Below are 17,595 nucleotides of genomic sequence, written 5' to 3' on the forward strand. Positions count from 1 at the left end.
TTGTCATCCAAGACTGAATTTTTGGAATGGTCATAAACTAGGCGTATTATTCACTGTGCTTATTAACCATTTGATAGAACTTAACTCCAATGAAAACTCACTGGGTATGTCAGCGGCTGCCAAAAAAGCTGTTATCGACTCTTTAGATATCGGCTTTCGTTATCCAGACGATCAGCGTGCAGCACTGATCACCAAAGTCGCTGAGATAAACGGCGTAGCAGAGAACCAGATCTCACTAGGCAGCGGCTCTAGTGAGAACATCCGTACCGTTGTCCAAATGCTAAAAAATAAGTCCTTAATAGAAGGTAAAAACTTTCAAGTCATCGTGCCGCATCCAACTTTTGCCTATGCTGAGCTATATGCAACTTCCATTGATATACCCGTGGTAAAAGTGCCTTTGACCCCTGAAAACTACGATTTCGACTTACAAAACATGCAAAAAGTCGCTGACGACTTTGACGGTATTAGCTTATTTTATTTATGCAATCCAAATAACCCAACAGCGACTATTACCGATACTGCAGTATTAAAAAATTGGGTAGGGTCTGCGCCAGCCGATCACTATTTTTTATTAGACGAAGCTTATTCGGAGTATGTGATAGACTCTAGCTTTGAGAGTGGTATTGGCTGGCTCAGCCAGCAGCAATCGGATAATCTGGTTGTTGTGCGTACTTTCTCAAAACTATGTGCGCTCGCTGGCATGCGTATCGGCTATGCAGTGGCTAGCCCGCAAATGATAGCCAAACTAGAGGCGTTTATCTCGATTGATAATACCAACTTGTCAGGCGCTGTAGCTGCGTTAGCGACTCTCGATGATGATGCGTTCTTGTCATTGAGTCTACATACGGCCAACCAATCGCGTAAGTTAGTTGAGCAGACGTTAGATGAGCTGGGCTTACGCTACCTGCCATCGCAAGCCAGCTTTATATTTCATGAGATAAAAGGAGACGTACAAACCTACATCGATAGAATGCGAGATCATGGTATCGCAGTCGGTCGGGAGTTTGCGCCAATCACTGGATTTAATCGGCTAACGCTTGGCAGACCTGATGAGATGGCAGTATTTGTAAAAGTGCTCAAATCATTTCGTGATAAAGGCTGGGTTTAGTTGGATTCGTTAAGGTAGTTTGATAATGCAGTAGGGAAGTTGCCACTGAGCAATTTCATTTTCTACTTTATATACCTTTATTTATGTTCCGACACTAAAATTGACCGCGGGTTTTTACCAACATCAAACGCAGTTTTACATATTGTACCTTAAATAACTTTTTTCTATCTTATAGGATGGTTCAGTAAGGTGTGACCCGATAAGCACATATATAAACGTCGTATAAATAATATACAAATGGGCATGCTCACGTATCTGATAATTATAAAGTTAGGGATGTACTGTACTATGTTTGATATCAAGTCGTTTTTCAAAAGAGAAGTAGAAAAAAAGCTCATCAACGTGGATGATTATATTTTTATGCCTGAGCGAGTAGAGATGGAGCTCGAAGGGGGTCGATTGAACTGTGTACTAAATAGTGACGGCCGCGTAGATATTTTTTATAGTAAAGAAGGGGTAACAGAAGTAGGTTCGGCATCGCGTAAGCACCCATTTACAGCATTTGAGAAAGAGCTGTATCATGGTATTTATGATGACGTAATCGATGATTTGATCAAGGAAGTAGATAAAATTATTGATAGCTCTTCTAAGTACTTCCGTCGTAGCCAAGTGCTTCCTTTTACCGCTGCTATATCGCAAAATCCAGTGGACGAAAACAAGTTCTAGGCTACGTAGTATAGAGCTGAGTAGCAAAAAAAGGGGTGCATTACTTATAATGCACCCCTTTTTTTTGCTATTCTTTAATGCTTATATATTCTACTGAACAAAACTTGCATAGCAGCTCTGTAGTGATTTTGCGACTACTTGCGCTACCAACTGAGTACGATACTGAGAGTCAATAGCGGCATTGCCCAACTCAACAATGGTGACTTGCTGCGGTGCTTGCTCGCTGACACAACCACAAACGTTGGTTTTGACCGATTCTTGCTGTGCTTCTGTCATGGCGACGCTTGCAACACGCCAAGCGGTTTGTTTTTCAATTTGGCTACGGCATTGGTTGTCGATCGCAGCTCTAAAGACATTCATACCAATCTCGTTTGCGGTGCCGATTGCTGTACCTGTACCGTTATTTGTAGCACCTGTTGTGGTACATCCAGCTAGCGCAAAAGTGGCTAGCATGACTGTTGAAGCCAAAAGTTTTTTCATGAATTAATCCTTTAAGGTGTTGGGTAGTCTCTAAAGCTACATATTATCAGTAAAACATCGCAATGACATCATGAACCAATGGCTGGGGTCAGCTTTCAACTAGATAACGCATAAAAAAGCCATCTAAGAGAATGTCTCTCAGCTGGCTTTTTGCAAAATATGGCTGATATTAGACGTTTTTGCCGTGCTCTTTTTGCTGAATGTCTTTTGCTAGCTTGTAGCATTCATTGATATGGTCAGTAGCGATCTTCTTAAAGATGGTATAGCCCATAGTAGCAGCAACCAATTGACCGCCCAATGGGATAAACTTAGTAACCTGTTTTGCAGCGATGCGACCACCGAAGCCTTGGATTGTCTTTTTGACGATACCACGTGTCGCCATCAGACCAGCAAAGTCTACCGTACGGTCTTTAACAGCACTCCAATGCACTTCACGTGACTCTAAATTGATGGCTGACTGACGATCTTCAATCAAACCAAAGCGCTCACTGATTTCAGGAATCAATTGCGTCAACATACCAGCATCGACCGCCACATCAAAAAACGGTACAGGAATAACAGCAACACCTGCAGATACTCTGGCGCGCTTTTTTACCATGCCTAGGCATTCTTTTTTGACTTGATCAAGATCCAAGCTAGGATCGATTGTATTCGGTAGTTTTTCAGCAGCTGGGGTGGTTTTCATAAAGTGTCCTTATAAATGGTTAAAATATTGATAATTAAAATTTCAATAAATAGCAAGTCTCTCAGTTGTTTACTATTCTATGTATTTATCAGCGGCATACAATCATTGCTTTGTAGCAAAATGCAGAAAAGTACGGTCACTATGCACCCTTTTTGTAAATACAGGACTGCCTGTGCCTATACATGTCAGCCTTTACTTGATGATGAAAATACAAATCAATCACCTATCTAAAGTGTTTGCGAAGCTAATATTTTGATAAGCATATGCAACCATGAATAGTATACAGAGGCATTATAAATTGTCGTTGTGAGCACGCTCTAAAGCCAGTAGAATACGTTCATGCTAAATTTAACCTCCCGTTATACTGGTACTCGCATCGACGAGCTACCCACTGCGTTGCAACCACTTGCCGCCCAATCTTTCACACTTGCCCGACTGTATGCAGGGCGAGGTATCATGGAGCCTGATGAGCTTGAGACAGCTTTGTCTGGTCTGTTGCCAGCTGATATGCTGCACGGTGTTACTGACGCTGTCCATCTATTAGATACTGCTATCGATGAGCGTAAGCGAATCCTTATTGTTGGGGATTTTGACTGCGATGGCGCAACCAGTACCGCACTGATGATGCGTGCGCTGACTGCGATGGATGCGGTTGTTGATTTTTTAGTGCCAGATCGATTTAAGTATGGTTATGGACTCACGCCAGAGATTGTTGAGCTAGGGATTGAGACTTATCGTCCAGATCTGATAGTGACAGTCGATAACGGTATTTCTAGCCATGAAGGCGTGGCGCGCGCCCAAGCTGATGGTATTACGGTGATTATCACTGACCATCATCTCACGACTAAAGAGACACCACCTGCTGAGGCCGTCGTAAACCCTAATCAACTTGCTTGCGACTTTACTAGTAAAGCACTGGTAGGGGTTGGCGTAGCATTTTATGTCCTTGGACGACTGGCAAAGCTGCGCCGCCAAGCGGGCAAGTCTACAGTACAGGTCAGTCAGTATCTGGACTTAGTTGCGCTTGGAACCATTGCAGATGTTGGCGTACTCGATAAGAATAACCGTATCTTGGTACATCATGGATTGTCTGCTATTCGTCAAGGTCGCTGCTGTATGGGTATATTGGCATTACTTGAGCAAGCAGGCCGTGACCCGAAACAGCTTCAGGCACAGGATTTTGGTTTTGTGTTAGGACCACGTATCAATGCTGCTGGACGTATGGATAACATGCGTATTGGGATTGAGTGCTTATTAACTGAAGATTGGAGTACTGCGCAGCGTTTGGCGCAAGAGCTTGAACAGCTGAATCGTACACGTCGTCATGTAGAAGGCGAGATGCGGGCACAAGCAGATAGTATTGTGCAGGCATTAACCACTGATAATATTCATGATAGCGGTGTCAATATTGAGACTCATGTTAATACTGATGAGCATATAGGCGATAACCAGAATGAGAGTCATGATGATACAGTCAGGTCAGATGTCACCTCTGATCTGACGAGTAAAACAAGTGCTCGTAGTATCGTTCTGTATCAAGATGACTGGCATCAAGGTGTCATTGGCATTGTCGCTGGTCGATTGAAAGAAAGCCACTATCTACCTAGTATCGTTTTTGCGCCAGCAGATACTGAGCATACGGATGCAGACAGTGCCATCAAAGGCTCGGCACGGTCTATCCCCGGCATCCATATTCGTGATGCGATTGAACAAGTCGCCGAGCGATATCCGGATTTGATCAGCCATTTTGGTGGTCACGCGATGGCAGCAGGCTTGACCCTCAAACGCCGTAACTTTGAAGCATTTGTTACCGCATTCAATGAAGTAATGGCTCAAATGAACGACGACGTGTTTGCAGAGCAAAAATTCACTGATGGGTCTTTGCAGGCGAGTGACTTTAGTCTATGGTTTGCTGAACATCTCGCAGATGCCAGTATTTGGGGTCATGGGTTTGCACCGCCACTGTTTGATGGTGTCTTTGAAGTGCTCAGCTTTAAAATATTAAAAGACAAGCATCTGAAGCTATCGCTACGCTATCCAGACGTTCAGTATCCAATTGATGCGATTTGCTTTAATTTTGACAGTGATGCTTGGGATTACCGTGCCAAAAAAGTACATTTGCTGTTTCAGTTAGATATTAATGAATGGAATGGCAAGCAAAGCCTACAGCTGATGATAAAAGATCTAGCGGTAGTAGAACAGGGCTAAGGCTAAAATAGTGTGAGTGCCATCAAGCTTGAGTGTACTCATACCAGTTGCCATCTTTTGATTTTGGATTAGTATTTCCATTCGAGTGTCGGAAACTGCCAGTCATAGCGGATAGCCAGCATACGTAAAGTAAATATCGTACACATGGTAGAGATATCAACGATCCAGTCTGTCACGCCTAGGTTTCTGAGCGCAAAGTAGAGAATACCACCAGTTAATGCGGCAGTAATATAAATCTCTTGCTGTAGTACCAGTGGAATCTCGTTGCAGATCATATCGCGGATAATGCCGCCAACAATAATGGTAATCACACCCAATAATAGTGCTACCGGTACATTGGCGCCCATGCTATCAGCGACCTTGATACCTATCAATGTGAATGCAGATAAACCGATGGTATCGGATAGCTTGAGGAACTTGTCGACGCGCCTTGAGTTCGGGTGAAAAAAGATCTGCATCACCAGTGACGAGATAGTAATGAGCGTCAGATAGCTCATATCTACCATCCAAAATAGCGGATGACGGTCCAAAATCACATCACGTACCGTGCCGCCGCCAATAGCGGTGACAATTGATACCAGCAAGCAACCAAAGACGTCAAAGTTTTTGTGCTTCGCCAGAATCGTTCCTGAAACACTACAGGCGACAATGCCGATCATATCAAAAAAATATATCAAAGAGCGCGGATCAAAAGTAGTGATTAGGACGGCAGGATCCAGTGCGATAGCCAACATAAGTCATTCTCACTATTTTCAATGATCGTCATTGGGACTGTCTTAGTCAATAAACTACCATAAGCCTGCCATCGCAAATGCAGTAGCTAGCAACTAAGTAATTAGCAACTAAGCAGCTAATAACTAAGCAACCAAACGAATAGAGGGCAGATGCCAGTCATATCTAAGTGCTAGCATACGCACGGCAAAAATCACAAAGAGCATAATAAACTCATTAATACTAGCACTTACGCCCAAGTACTGTAGACATAAATAAGTCACAGATCCTGCGATACTGGCAGTGATATAAATTTCACGTTGTAGTACGAGGGGTATCTCATTACAGATGATATCACGTAGCATTCCGCCAATAATGGCCGTCCAAACGCCCATCATTATCGCAATAATCGGGGACATATCTTGTGTCAATGCAACCTTAAAGCCAATAACACTAAATGCCGCTAGACCAATAGCATCAAAAAGCTTAAGTGCATTGTCGATCTTGTGGTAGAGATGGAAAAATATCTGCAGGATAAGAGACGTTACAGTAATCACGATCACATAATTGAGATCAGTCATCCAAAATAGGGGATGACGGTCTAGTGCCATGTCACGTAGGGTTCCACCGCCGATGGCATTGACCATAGAAACCAATATGCAACCAGCAATATCAAAGCCTTTGTGCTGCGCGAGTAGCGTTCCTGCAATCGCACAAGCGATGATACCTACCATATCTAATAAATATAATAGAATATCGGGAAAAATTAAATCATTAACCATGGTTATATTGCCAAATCTTGATCATCAAAAATAATTAAATGTGTTGTTAAAGCGGGTATGACGATGATGACCTAAACTAAAGCTATTTTGCTGTTAGATCATCATTTAGCCATCTTTTGCAAACAGTATCAGTCCGATAATAATCAGCACAATACCGACCAATCCTAAGATTGATGGGAGTGGGTTGCCCAGCAGGATCATACCACCGATCAAAGCAAAGATAATTTCACTTGCCTGAGTCGAGTCGACGCCCGCTACCTCGCTTGAGGTCACCGCTTGCTCACGTGCATATAAGAACAGGCTGGTCGCAGCCACGCCTGATAGTAAAGCAACCAGTAGCGTATTGAATACCTGCGCGCCGCCTGGCAACTCAGGGCGGACTATAATGCCTAACACAAGCCAAAATGGCAAACTCCCTACGGTCATTAACCATACTTTGTTAAAGGCGTTCTGCAGTAAGTCTGTATCGATAACAGGGATGCGTCCGATTAGAGTCTGAAGGGTGGAGCTACCGGTAGTGTCATGCTGAGTACTATGGGTATCAGCGGTATCACGAGCACTGGCTAATAATGCGGTCTCAGCACGCATTGGCTGCGCCTGTTGCTGGCTGTCTTGTTCTTTAATTTTATGCTGCTTGGCATTATAAGAGGCCTGCCAGACCAACTGATTACCAATAGGGTAGCTAAATGCAGCGATTAGCGCCGGTAGTGCACCATATAGCAGCATTTGGGTCAGTGGAATAGCATTGGTATCAGCAGGCGCGTGTAGACCCTCACTGATATTGACCAGCACGACGCCAACGAAGACAATCAGCGCATAGACGATGAATTTTTTGTCAAAGCGTTGCCCAAATGCCAATAAGACGAGCAAGCTGGTGACGACCGTAAACATAAAGGTTGCCGCGACAACCCAGCCGCTAGCATGATCACCTGCATAGCAAATACCGGTATAAAACAAACCAAAACCAATACTGCCAGTGATGCACCAAAAGCCTATATGCTGACAGAAAATCGTCCAAAGCTCTTTGATGCGTCCCATACCGTGCTGAACAGCAATCATTGCCGTCAGTAGCAGCAACATAAATACGTAGCGCAAGCTCGCTGACCAAAACCAATGCCCACCAGCCGCGCTCATCAGCTCATTTAACACAAACGTTGAGCTAAAAAACGCACCTGATAGTAGCCCCAGTAAGATCAGTCTTATCATATTTCCTCCTTGAAAATGCTTGCGGTTTGTATCTGGTTTTAGGCAGACGATATGTCATCTGTGGTTATGCTATTTGCCTTTGGCGTCCGCCCAGATAATCTTGTGTAGTTGCAACTGAAAGCGCACAGGCAGGGCATCTGCCAACATCCACTCAGCAAGCTCCCGTGCCAATACAGGTACTTCAGGGCTAAGCTGCTCATCAATATCATCTGCAACGTTGAACATTGGCGAAAACCAAACGGTTCCGACCAGCTCATCTAGCTTATGCTCTATTAATTTTTCTTTGGCCCAGTCGTAATCTTTACGATTCATGATGACAAATTTGATTTGGTCATGTTCGGTGAGGTAGTCGAGGTTTGACCATAGGTTTTTGTCGACTTCGCCTGAGCTAGGCGTTTTGAGATCCATGACTTTACTAACTGCTGGCGGCACATTCTCTACGGTGAGGGCACCTGCTGTCTCAAGAGATATCTCGTAACCATCGCTCAGCAAGCGTTTCATCAGCTCGATAGCATTCGGCTGCGCTAATGGTTCACCGCCTGTCAGGCAGATGCGCTTACATGGATAGCTTTTGATGGTTTCTACAATCGTCTCTAAAGACTGACGTTCGCCACCAGTAAAAGCATATTCAGTATCACAATAAATGCAGCGCAGCGGACAGCCTGTGAGACGGACAAATATCGTCGGTAAGCCTGATGTTATTGCTTCACCTTGTAAAGAATAAAAAATCTCGGTCAGACGCAGTCCGGCTTCAGGATCAGTAACAGGAATAGCGGCGTTGCGTAATAGTGATTCACTCATAATATGTCAAATACAGTTAAAGGCTGACAAAGCGATTAAGCCGTTGTCAATCGTAGTAAAAAAGGCAGGTTTTGTTATAGATGATTTTGTTTGGACAAAGCCAAAAAATGGATTATAACGCAACAGTATCTATTAAGGTGCAAAAAAGACGCTGAAGTTTGCTTCAGCGTCTTTGATAAAGAAGATTTATTACTGTCTGTACCGTTCGGGTACGAGAATATAAGTATGAAAAATACTAGGCTAAACGTAATAGCTCATTTACTGATGTTTTTGCACGAGTTTGTGCATCGACTTTTTTTACGATGATTGCAGCGTACAAGCTGTGCGTGCCGTCTTCTGAAGGCAAGCTACCCGGTACGACAACAGAACCTGCTGGTACACGGCCACGATGAATCTCACCAGTTTCGCGATCATAGATGCGTGTAGATTGACCGATGTAGACACCCATAGAGATAACAGCGCCTTCTTCGACGATCACGCCTTCAACGATCTCAGAGCGTGCACCGATGAAGCAGTTGTCTTCGATGATAGTAGGGTTGGCTTGTAATGGCTCTAATACGCCGCCGATACCAACGCCACCTGATAGATGGACGTTTTTACCGATTTGGGCACATGAACCAACGGTTGCCCAGGTATCAACCATAGCGCCTTGATCAACATAGGCACCAATGTTGACGTATGATGGCATCAATACTGCACCTGCTGCGATATATGAGCCTTTACGGGCAACTGCTGGCGGTACCACACGTACGCCTGCTTCTTTGAACTGTGCTTCAGTCCAGTCAGCAAACTTAGTTGGTACTTTGTCATAAAACTGCACATGCTCGCCTGCTGCCTGGACATAGTTGTCGTTCATGCGGAATGATAGTAGTACGGCTTTTTTTGCCCATTGGTTGACGACCCATTCGCCATCTTTCTTTTCTGCGACGCGTAGGCTACCGTTATCTAACTGCTCAAGCACTTGACTGATAGCATCACGTACGTCTTGTGGCATAGTGCTTGGGCTATACTCATTGCGATTTTCAAAAGCCTGTTCGATAGTTTGTTGTAACGACATAAAAATTCCTAAGATAAGTGAAAGGGGAGGTAACTCAGTATTATAGTGATATAACGGGTTTGACCCGATCTCAAATAGGCCATACCTCACAATATAATTGATTTTGAGGTGTGGCTTATTTATAGGATTCACTGGGTCAAAAACTTACTTGCCGTATTGTCGCTAATTTGGCAGCGTTTAGCAAATAAGTTCAGTGTCTCGTGATGAAAGTACGGACGATAAAATCCCTGAAACATGCTGTAAAAAAGAATCAGCTACCACTGTTAAGCATCTGGCGTGGTGTTGTCTATCCACGCTAAAATATCTTGATAAACAGTCTGGTGGTCTGTTTCGTGTAGCACTTCATGGCGCATAGTGGGATACAGCTGAATATCAACACGATTGAATTTTTGCTTGTGTAATCGGCCAACAACTTTGCGGATACCGCGTCCCATATTACCAATAGGGTCATCCTCACCGCTAATAAACAGCATTGGAAAATTCTTGGCGATGGTGGTTGCCCAGCCTTTATTTAGTCCTGTATCCATTAGGGTAAATAGGGTCATAAAGCCATTATTAGTAAAGTCAAAACCTGTTTTTGGGTCGGCTTCATAGGCCTCAATGTTAGCCGTGTTTTCACTCAACCACGCAAACTTCGATGATGCAGTACGATCTTTCAGTTGGCTATTGAGTATCTTATTCATGGTATTTGCCAGCACTGTATTGGGCTGTCTTGGTGCTATTTTTGCTAATATCTTATTGATAGGAAGCAAAACTTTGGTCAGTGGGTTGGCGTCTGCCGAGCCCATTAGTATCGCCCCAGTAAAGTTATGTGCGTGATGTTTGAGCACGTTGCGCACGATAAAAGAGCCCATAGAATGACCCATAACAAAATGCGGCACATCGGGGTGGCGGACTTTTAGGTTGTCTGCCATCACAATCACGTCTTTTAATAGAGACTGCACGGGATGTTCTTCACCAAAAAAACCTAAATCCGCGTCGGTTTTGATAGTTTGCCCATGACCCAAGTGATCATAAGTCGCTACAGCAATCCCATTGTCCGCCAAAAACTGCGCAAAATCTGCATAACGACCACCATGTTCTGCCATTCCATGCACGATCAGTAACGTTGCGCGAATATCGATACCTTTGTCACGAGGTTCAAAGAAGTCATGATGTAAATAATGGGTGTTATCGGATGAGAGAATATGGTCATTATTGGTATCGAGAGGGGTACTCATATAAGGTTCCTTGACGGGTTTTGATTGTCTGTATTTTTTGTTGATATGTTTTGAGAGTGACAATGCATTGGGCAATATCTCACAGAGCAGTATCTTACAAAGCAGGGTCACAAAGAGTTAGATCTTAAAGAGCTATGTTTTAAAGAAAAAATCTTAAAATAATGCTCCAAAATAATGTCTCAAAAATAGCTACTTGAAAACTTGAAAAATAGCATTCTAAAAAATCACTCTATCACGTGGCTTCTATTACGACTCACTATACTAAGTGTTTTGTCATCAGCGTAGGTAAATAATTTTACCTTCTTTTATTATTCCGAACAGTATGCTTACAAAATTCATGGTTAGCCGGACAAATGCCATGGACAATTTAACGACAAAGCTGAGTGTGGTCAATATTGTTAAAAGACTTTGAGCTTTTTAAGCCGTTTACGCTCTTACTGTCTGCCCGTAACAGAAGACTCTCAATTATATGTTACTTTTAGAAAATATCTAATAATCAGATGCCCTAAAGTTGTCTATTAAGACACCCCTTAAACACACCGTCAGCCTTGATAAGTTGCCTATGAAACCTTCACCGATAAAGAAACTCTTATTAGCAGGGGCGGGTCACGCTCATATTGGTATGCTGCGCCAAATTAGTGACGCATCTCTAGACACGAGCGATATTGATATTTGTTTGGTTAGTGAGCAGACGCAGACCATATACTCTGGGATGCTACCTGGTTGGATGGCAGGACATTACCAACTTGATGACATCAGTATCGATACAAAATCACTGTGCGCGCGTGCGGGTGTACGATTTATTCAGCAGGCAATTACTCAGGTCCATGCCGCATCAAATACTGTAGTGACTGATGGTAATGATATGTCGACTGGTGACGAGACGTTAGCTGATGATAAGGCGTTAGCGCTCGACTATGATGTGCTGTCACTCAACACGGGTGCAGATACGGATATTAGGTGGTTAGAGTCGTCAGCAGGCGTGATTGCTATTCGTCCATTGTCAGCATTCATCACACACTGGCAGCAGATATTGGCGGATGCTCAGCAGTCTGATAACTATCAGCTGGCTATCGTTGGCGCAGGGGCTGCCGCGACCGAGTTGGTTATGGCCGCTCAAGTCGCGCTACAGCATATCAACAATAACCATCAAGTGATCTTGGTGTGCGGCAAGCAACTGTTATCAGGATTTAATACACGGTTTCAAGAGCGCGTTATTCAGCAGCTGCATCGCCACGGTATTAAAATAGTTTATGAGCGAGCAATTGACTATCGTAACGGCCACCTATCGACAACAGATGACTCGTGGCCGATGAATGCTGTGATCGCTGCAACTGGCGTAGTGGGTGCTGCATGGACGACTAACACGGATCTTCAGACAGTAGATAGAGGCTTTGTCGCAGTCAATAATCTGCAACAAAGCATCTCTCACCCCAATGTGTTTGCAGTTGGTGATGTCGCCACGCGCGTAGATAAAGAGGTAGCGCATTCAGGTGTCCATGCGGTGCATGGCGGTGCGGTAGAAGCTGATAATCTATTTGCATATCTAAAAGGCGAGTCTATGCAAGAGTATCAACCAAAAGCACGCACGTTGTATCTATTGTCTTGCGGTGACAAATACGCCATTGCCAGCTGGGGAGACTGGAGTTTACAAGGTCGCGGGCTATGGTATCTCAAACGGTATATTGATAAACGCTTTGTAAAATCCTATTCGTAGTCATGCTCATTTGGAATAAAAGATAATATCCATAATATTGGTTGTCAATATTGATTCACAATGAGGTATGATTGGTTAGGTAAACCGTAAAGTAACGGGGAAGTATACAAGATGCTATTTCTAAAATAGTAAGCGAAAGCAGTAACTTGTATTTGTCTAAAGCTTTTTTGACTTTGCGCTATTATTTTTTAGTTGTGTGACTAACAGGGTTTTATACCATTATGAAATCGACTATCGAATTACTTGAGCATACTGACTTTCCAGCTATCAAACGCCGTCAACTGACAATACTACAAGTCAACATGGGCTATTTATGCAATATGTCCTGCGTGCACTGCCATGTGGCAGCCAGCCCTTATCGTACAGAAATGATGTCGCGTGAGTTGGTTGAGTTGATACCCAAGGTGTTACAAGCACAAAATATAGATACGCTCGATTTGACGGGCGGTGCGCCTGAGATGCATGAAGATTTTAAGTATCTGGTAAAAGCAGCTCGTGCACTGGGTGTTAAAGTGATAGATCGCTGTAATCTGACTATTCTCATGGAGGATGGCTATGAGGATATGGCGCAGTTCTTAGCAAACAATCAAGTGGAGGTAGTCGCATCTCTGCCGTGCTACTCCCTAGAAAACGTAGATAAGCAGCGCGGTAAGGGTGCGTTTGACGACAGTATATTGGGGCTACAAAAGCTCAACCAGTTAGGCTACGGTAAGTCCGATTCAAACCTAACGTTGAATCTGGTCTACAATCCGCAAGGTGCTACGCTGCCACCCAATCAGCAACAGCTTGAAGCGGATTATAAGCGTGAGCTAAAAGAGCACTTCGATATCGAGTTCAATCATCTGTTTGCATTGACCAATATGCCTATCCAGCGCTTTGGTGCAGTACTACTGGCCAAAAATGAATTTCATCCCTATATGGACTTGCTCAAAGAAAACTACGTGGCAGACAACTTAGCCGAGGTGATGTGTCGCTCGACTATCAGTGTCAACTGGCTTGGTGAATTATTTGACTGTGATTTCAATCAGCAACTAGAGATTCCTGTACCCAATAAATCGCGTCGGCACCTACGTGATCTATTGACTCAAGATCCCTCTGGAGATGCCATTGCCATTGCTGACCACTGCTACGGCTGTACAGCAGGACAGGGCAGTAGTTGTGGCGGTGCGCTAGAGGAAGAGACTACAGATCAAACGATAATAGACACGGCTATTTAGTATTCTATACCCATAATAAATGACGACTGGTCGTAAGTGATTAGCAAAGATAAGCAACTACCTGTAATAGGCACTTATGTACCGTAAATATCTATGTGCAGTAAGATCTTATTGGCAGTCAATACTGTCTGTCGTTTATATACAAGATTGTAAGAAGCACATCGAAAGAATTATACAAAGAATATCATCGACTCAAATGGAGTTAGTTTTATGTCAAGATTCAATTTTTCAGCGAAAACGGTAATCGTGCAACCAGTCCTTGCGATCGCGATCTTATCATCAAGTGTAGCTGCTTATGCTGACTTTAACCATCAAAGCTGGGACAGTTTATTAAATAAACATGTAACCATGACCAATGGTGGCAAAGCCTCTGTGGTCAATTATGCTGGTATGAAGGCGGATAAGAGCAAGCTGACAAGTTACCTTGAGGCGACGAGTAAAGTGTCTCAAGCAGAGTTTAATCGCTGGAGCAAAAACGAGCAGTTGGCATTTTTGATCAATGTCTATAATGCTGGTACGGTCGACTTGGTATTGACGAAATATCCGAATATTAAATCCATCAAAGATATCGGTGGTCTGTTTGGTTCGCCGTGGAAACAGGATTTTATTCCATTATTAGGTAAGACACGCTCGCTTGATGATATCGAGCACAATCTCATTCGTGGCTCCAAGCGTTACAACGATCCGCGTATTCATTTTGCGGTCAACTGTGCCAGCATTGGCTGTCCTGCACTGCAAGATGATGCTTTTACTGGTAAACGTCTAAACAGTCAATTAGAGCAGGCAACTTCTAAGTTTTTGGCAGACAGTAGCCGTAACCGCCTAAAGGGAAGTACGCTAAGCGTGTCGCCGATTTTTAAATGGTATAAAGAAGACTTTGCTACCAATTGGCGTGGCACCAATGATCTGGAAGGGTTTTTGGGTCGTTATGGCTCATCTTTAGGGCTGAACAAAGCGCAAACAGCAGATCTAAAGCAGGGCAAGATAAAAATCAGCTACACTGATTATGATTGGAATCTGAACAAAAAATAAGACGAGGCTCCAATTGATATTGGTTAGCAGTTGCCTACTATGACGGTACATACATTGAACCTCTCTATCATTGTTCCATTGTTAAATGAAGCGGATAACTTGCCGCAGCTTATTGGTCATATCAGTAGACTTAGGCCGGTTCCGCAGCAAGTTATCCTAGTCGATGGTGGCTCAAATGATGGTTCAGTCTCTATCGCTAGAGAGTTGCTAAAAGATGTGTCAAGTAGGACTCACTCATTGACTGACTGGCTTGTTATTGAGTCTATCGCTGGACGCGCGCGGCAAATGAATGCTGGTGCTGGGCAAGCGACGGGTGAGGTATTGCTGTTTTTGCATGCAGATACTCAGCTACCGACTGACGCGATAGATAAGGTAGAGATAGCAATGCGTCAGCATAAATGGGGGCGTTTTGATGTGCGCTTGGACAGCACTCATCCGCTTCTTAAAGTCGTTGGTACAATGATTAATAAGCGCTCACGTTTGGTTAGTGTTGCGACAGGTGATCAAGCCATCTTTGTCAAAAGATCCGTGTTTGAACAACTCGGAGGTTACGCTGATCAGCCGTTAATGGAAGATATTGAGCTATGTAAGCGCTTAAAAAATATCAGTAGACCTGCTTGTCTAAAGAGTAAAGTGACGACATCAGCGCGGCGCTGGCAGCAACATGGAAATGTTCGTACGGTTTTTTTGATGTGGCATTTGCGTTTTGATTACTGGCGCGGCGTATCGCCTGATGTTTTGAAACAGCGCTATTACAAGCAGCACAGATAATATGGCGATAAGCATTCAACATCGAGGTTGCGATAAGTATTTAAATCGAAAGAAAACAACTTAATTTATCGATATTGTAGACAAGAAAAGAAAGGGACTTTTACTGATGCACTCAAGCCCTCGCACTGTTCACACCGCGAGAACTGACTCGCAAGCAGGCCAGCAAAAAATAGGCATTATTCTATTTGCTAAATACCCTGCACCAAATATGGCAAAGACTCGTCTACAGCCTGCATTAGGTGTTGATGGCGCTGCACATATGGCAAAAAATCTGCTACTACATAGTATAGAGCAAGCGGTTGCTACCGACTTTGCGGTCGAGCTATGCGTGAGTCCCGCGCCAGATTACCCGTGCTGGCAAGCGTTTGACTTACCCGAGTCAATGCAATGGTCGGCTCAGTCAGAGGGCGATTTGGGCATGCGTATGTTGACAGCCAGTCAGAGCGCATTAGAAAAATATGAAAAAGTTGTCTTAATTGGGACAGACTGTCCTAGTCTCACGGCAGAGCGTATACAGACCGCCGTACAGCAGCTGGAGAAATACGACACGGTGATGATTCCTGCAACCGATGGAGGCTATGTGTTGCTTGGGTTCAAGCAGATTAATACTAGCCTTTTTTCAGACATCAGTTGGAGTACGACGATCGTCGCTGACGTGACCAAGCAACGTATCGCGGCATTAGGGTGGACACTGGCGCTATTGCCAGCGTTGCATGATATTGATGAGCCTGAAGACTTACAGCATTTACCGTCAGATTGGTGCAATACGCTCAACAAAATCTAAAAATAAAATATGATTTTCTACCGTTATTCACTTAACTTTTAATTGGATCTTACTACTAATAAGGATATTGTCATGCATGATGTCGTGCAAAATTACTATGGAAAAGAGCTGCAAGGTACCGATGATCTAAAAACCTCGGCATGTTGTGATATTAGCAATATGCCTGAGTGGTTAAAGCCGTTGCTCGCAAACATCCATGATGAAGTATTGAATCGTTATTACGGCTGCGGACTCGTGTGTCCTGCATTGCTTGAAGGCTGCCGAATTTTGGATTTAGGCAGTGGTTCAGGTCGCGATGTCTATGCACTCGCGCAACTGGTTGGTGAGAGCGGTCATGTGGTCGGTGTAGACATGACTGACGAGCAATTAGCCGTTGCAAAGGAACATCAAGCCTATCATGTTGAGCAGTTTGGCTATGACAATGTGACGTTTTTGCATGGTTATATCGAAAAACTAGATGAACTGGATCTTGCTGATGGTAGCTTTGATATTATCGTCTCAAACTGTGTTATCAATTTATCACCAGATAAGGCTGCCGTGATGGCGAGCGTGCAGAGACTACTCAAGCCTGGCGGCGAATTTTATTTTTCTGACGTCTATGCTGATCGCCGTATCCCGCAGCATCTGATCGATGACCCTGTCTTATATGGAGAGTGTTTAAGTGGCGCTTTATACTGGAAAGATTTTGTTCGTTTATCAAGATGCGCAGGGTTTTTAGACCCACGTCTGGTCGAAGATCGCCCGCTTGAGATTACAGATCCAGTACTGGCTGCCAAAATCGGTGATATACAGTTTTTCTCAGCCACTTATCGCCTGTTTAAGATTGCCGCGCTAGAAGATGCCTGTGAAGATCATGGACAAGCGGTGATATACAAAGGATCTATCGAGCAATCCCCGCATCGGTTTGATCTAGACAAGCATCATGCGATTGAGGCGGGCCGGGTATTTCCTGTCTGCGGCAATACCTTTCGGATGCTACAAGAATCTCGCTTTGCACCGCATTTTGAATTTATTGGTGATGACAGTCGCCACTATGGTATTTTTGCAGGGTGCGGTGAACTGATGCCATTTGATCAGGCTATGATGCCATCGTCTGGTATGGGCGGCTGTTGTTAAGAGTAAAGGCGTGTATTTAGTATAAATTTCAGAC

The 17,595-nt window shown here is 43.9% G+C and carries 17 protein-coding genes; 9 read left to right on the forward strand and 8 right to left on the reverse strand.

Features of this window, described 5'->3' with window-relative positions; genetic code table 11:
* The first annotated feature begins 55 nt into the window (after positions 1-55).
* Both AC5JP1_RS01565 and AC5JP1_RS01570 read left to right on the forward strand, forming a co-directional pair.
* Positions 56-1,108, forward strand: coding sequence for a pyridoxal phosphate-dependent aminotransferase (locus AC5JP1_RS01565; RefSeq protein ID WP_493842855.1), 1,053 nt, complete (start codon positions 56-58; stop codon positions 1,106-1,108).
* A gap of 288 nt (positions 1,109-1,396) precedes the next feature.
* Entirely contained in the window at positions 1,397-1,774 is a 378-nt protein-coding gene (locus AC5JP1_RS01570; RefSeq protein ID WP_319050589.1) for a hypothetical protein, read from the forward strand.
* Between the two features lie 90 nt (positions 1,775-1,864).
* Here AC5JP1_RS01570 and AC5JP1_RS01575 read toward each other — a convergent pair whose 3' ends face one another.
* Positions 1,865-2,254: a hypothetical protein gene (locus AC5JP1_RS01575; protein ID WP_443526166.1), complete on the reverse strand. Its 390-nt coding sequence runs from the start codon at positions 2,252-2,254 to the stop codon at positions 1,865-1,867.
* A 169-nt stretch (positions 2,255-2,423) separates the two neighbouring features.
* Positions 2,424-2,939: a hypothetical protein gene (locus AC5JP1_RS01580; RefSeq protein WP_319050587.1), complete on the reverse strand. Its 516-nt coding sequence runs from the start codon at positions 2,937-2,939 to the stop codon at positions 2,424-2,426.
* A 339-nt stretch (positions 2,940-3,278) separates the two neighbouring features.
* Between AC5JP1_RS01580 and recJ the strand changes: the two genes are divergently transcribed.
* Positions 3,279-5,147, forward strand: coding sequence for a single-stranded-DNA-specific exonuclease RecJ (gene recJ / locus AC5JP1_RS01585; protein ID WP_493842856.1), 1,869 nt, complete (start codon positions 3,279-3,281; stop codon positions 5,145-5,147).
* Positions 5,148-5,215: 68 nt separating this feature from the next.
* Here recJ and AC5JP1_RS01590 read toward each other — a convergent pair whose 3' ends face one another.
* From AC5JP1_RS01590 to AC5JP1_RS01615, 6 genes are all read right to left on the reverse strand, one after another.
* Positions 5,216-5,881 carry a trimeric intracellular cation channel family protein gene (locus AC5JP1_RS01590; protein WP_493842857.1) on the reverse strand — a complete coding sequence of 222 codons (666 nt, stop codon included), beginning with the start codon at positions 5,879-5,881 and terminating at the stop codon, positions 5,216-5,218.
* 123 nt (positions 5,882-6,004) lie between these two features.
* Positions 6,005-6,640 (reverse strand): trimeric intracellular cation channel family protein, encoded by a 636-nt coding sequence (locus AC5JP1_RS01595; RefSeq protein WP_319050584.1) that lies wholly within the window; start codon positions 6,638-6,640, stop codon positions 6,005-6,007.
* Positions 6,641-6,745: 105 nt separating this feature from the next.
* Positions 6,746-7,846 (reverse strand): multidrug resistance efflux transporter family protein, encoded by a 1,101-nt coding sequence (locus tag AC5JP1_RS01600; protein ID WP_493842858.1) that lies wholly within the window; start codon positions 7,844-7,846, stop codon positions 6,746-6,748.
* 69 nt (positions 7,847-7,915) lie between these two features.
* Entirely contained in the window at positions 7,916-8,647 is a 732-nt protein-coding gene (gene queE / locus AC5JP1_RS01605) for a 7-carboxy-7-deazaguanine synthase QueE (protein ID WP_493842859.1), read from the reverse strand.
* 235 nt (positions 8,648-8,882) lie between these two features.
* Positions 8,883-9,704, reverse strand: coding sequence for a 2,3,4,5-tetrahydropyridine-2,6-dicarboxylate N-succinyltransferase (dapD, locus tag AC5JP1_RS01610; RefSeq protein WP_319050581.1), 822 nt, complete (start codon positions 9,702-9,704; stop codon positions 8,883-8,885).
* 263 nt (positions 9,705-9,967) lie between these two features.
* A complete protein-coding gene (locus tag AC5JP1_RS01615; protein ID WP_493842860.1) occupies positions 9,968-10,924 on the reverse strand; it encodes an alpha/beta fold hydrolase in 957 nt (318 codons plus the stop codon).
* Between the two features lie 562 nt (positions 10,925-11,486).
* On the opposite strand from AC5JP1_RS01615, the gene AC5JP1_RS01620 reads away from it, so the two are divergent.
* The 6 genes from AC5JP1_RS01620 to AC5JP1_RS01645 all read left to right on the forward strand — a co-directional run bounded on the left by AC5JP1_RS01620 (position 11,487) and on the right by AC5JP1_RS01645 (position 17,561).
* A complete protein-coding gene (locus AC5JP1_RS01620) occupies positions 11,487-12,641 on the forward strand; it encodes an FAD-dependent oxidoreductase (RefSeq protein WP_493842861.1) in 1,155 nt (384 codons plus the stop codon).
* 221 nt (positions 12,642-12,862) lie between these two features.
* On the forward strand, positions 12,863-13,858 hold the full coding sequence (gene arsS, locus AC5JP1_RS01625; protein ID WP_493842862.1) for an arsenosugar biosynthesis radical SAM (seleno)protein ArsS: 996 nt from the start codon (positions 12,863-12,865) through the stop codon (positions 13,856-13,858).
* 210 nt (positions 13,859-14,068) lie between these two features.
* Positions 14,069-14,890: a DUF547 domain-containing protein gene (locus AC5JP1_RS01630; RefSeq protein WP_493842863.1), complete on the forward strand. Its 822-nt coding sequence runs from the start codon at positions 14,069-14,071 to the stop codon at positions 14,888-14,890.
* 39 nt (positions 14,891-14,929) lie between these two features.
* A complete protein-coding gene (locus AC5JP1_RS01635) occupies positions 14,930-15,661 on the forward strand; it encodes a TIGR04283 family arsenosugar biosynthesis glycosyltransferase (RefSeq protein ID WP_493842864.1) in 732 nt (243 codons plus the stop codon).
* Between the two features lie 106 nt (positions 15,662-15,767).
* Positions 15,768-16,445 carry a TIGR04282 family arsenosugar biosynthesis glycosyltransferase gene (locus tag AC5JP1_RS01640; RefSeq protein WP_493842865.1) on the forward strand — a complete coding sequence of 226 codons (678 nt, stop codon included), beginning with the start codon at positions 15,768-15,770 and terminating at the stop codon, positions 16,443-16,445.
* Positions 16,446-16,517: 72 nt separating this feature from the next.
* A complete protein-coding gene (locus AC5JP1_RS01645; RefSeq protein WP_493842866.1) occupies positions 16,518-17,561 on the forward strand; it encodes a methyltransferase domain-containing protein in 1,044 nt (347 codons plus the stop codon).
* Positions 17,562-17,595 lie beyond the last annotated feature (34 nt).

The organism is Psychrobacter sp. H29, from assembly GCF_059073055.1.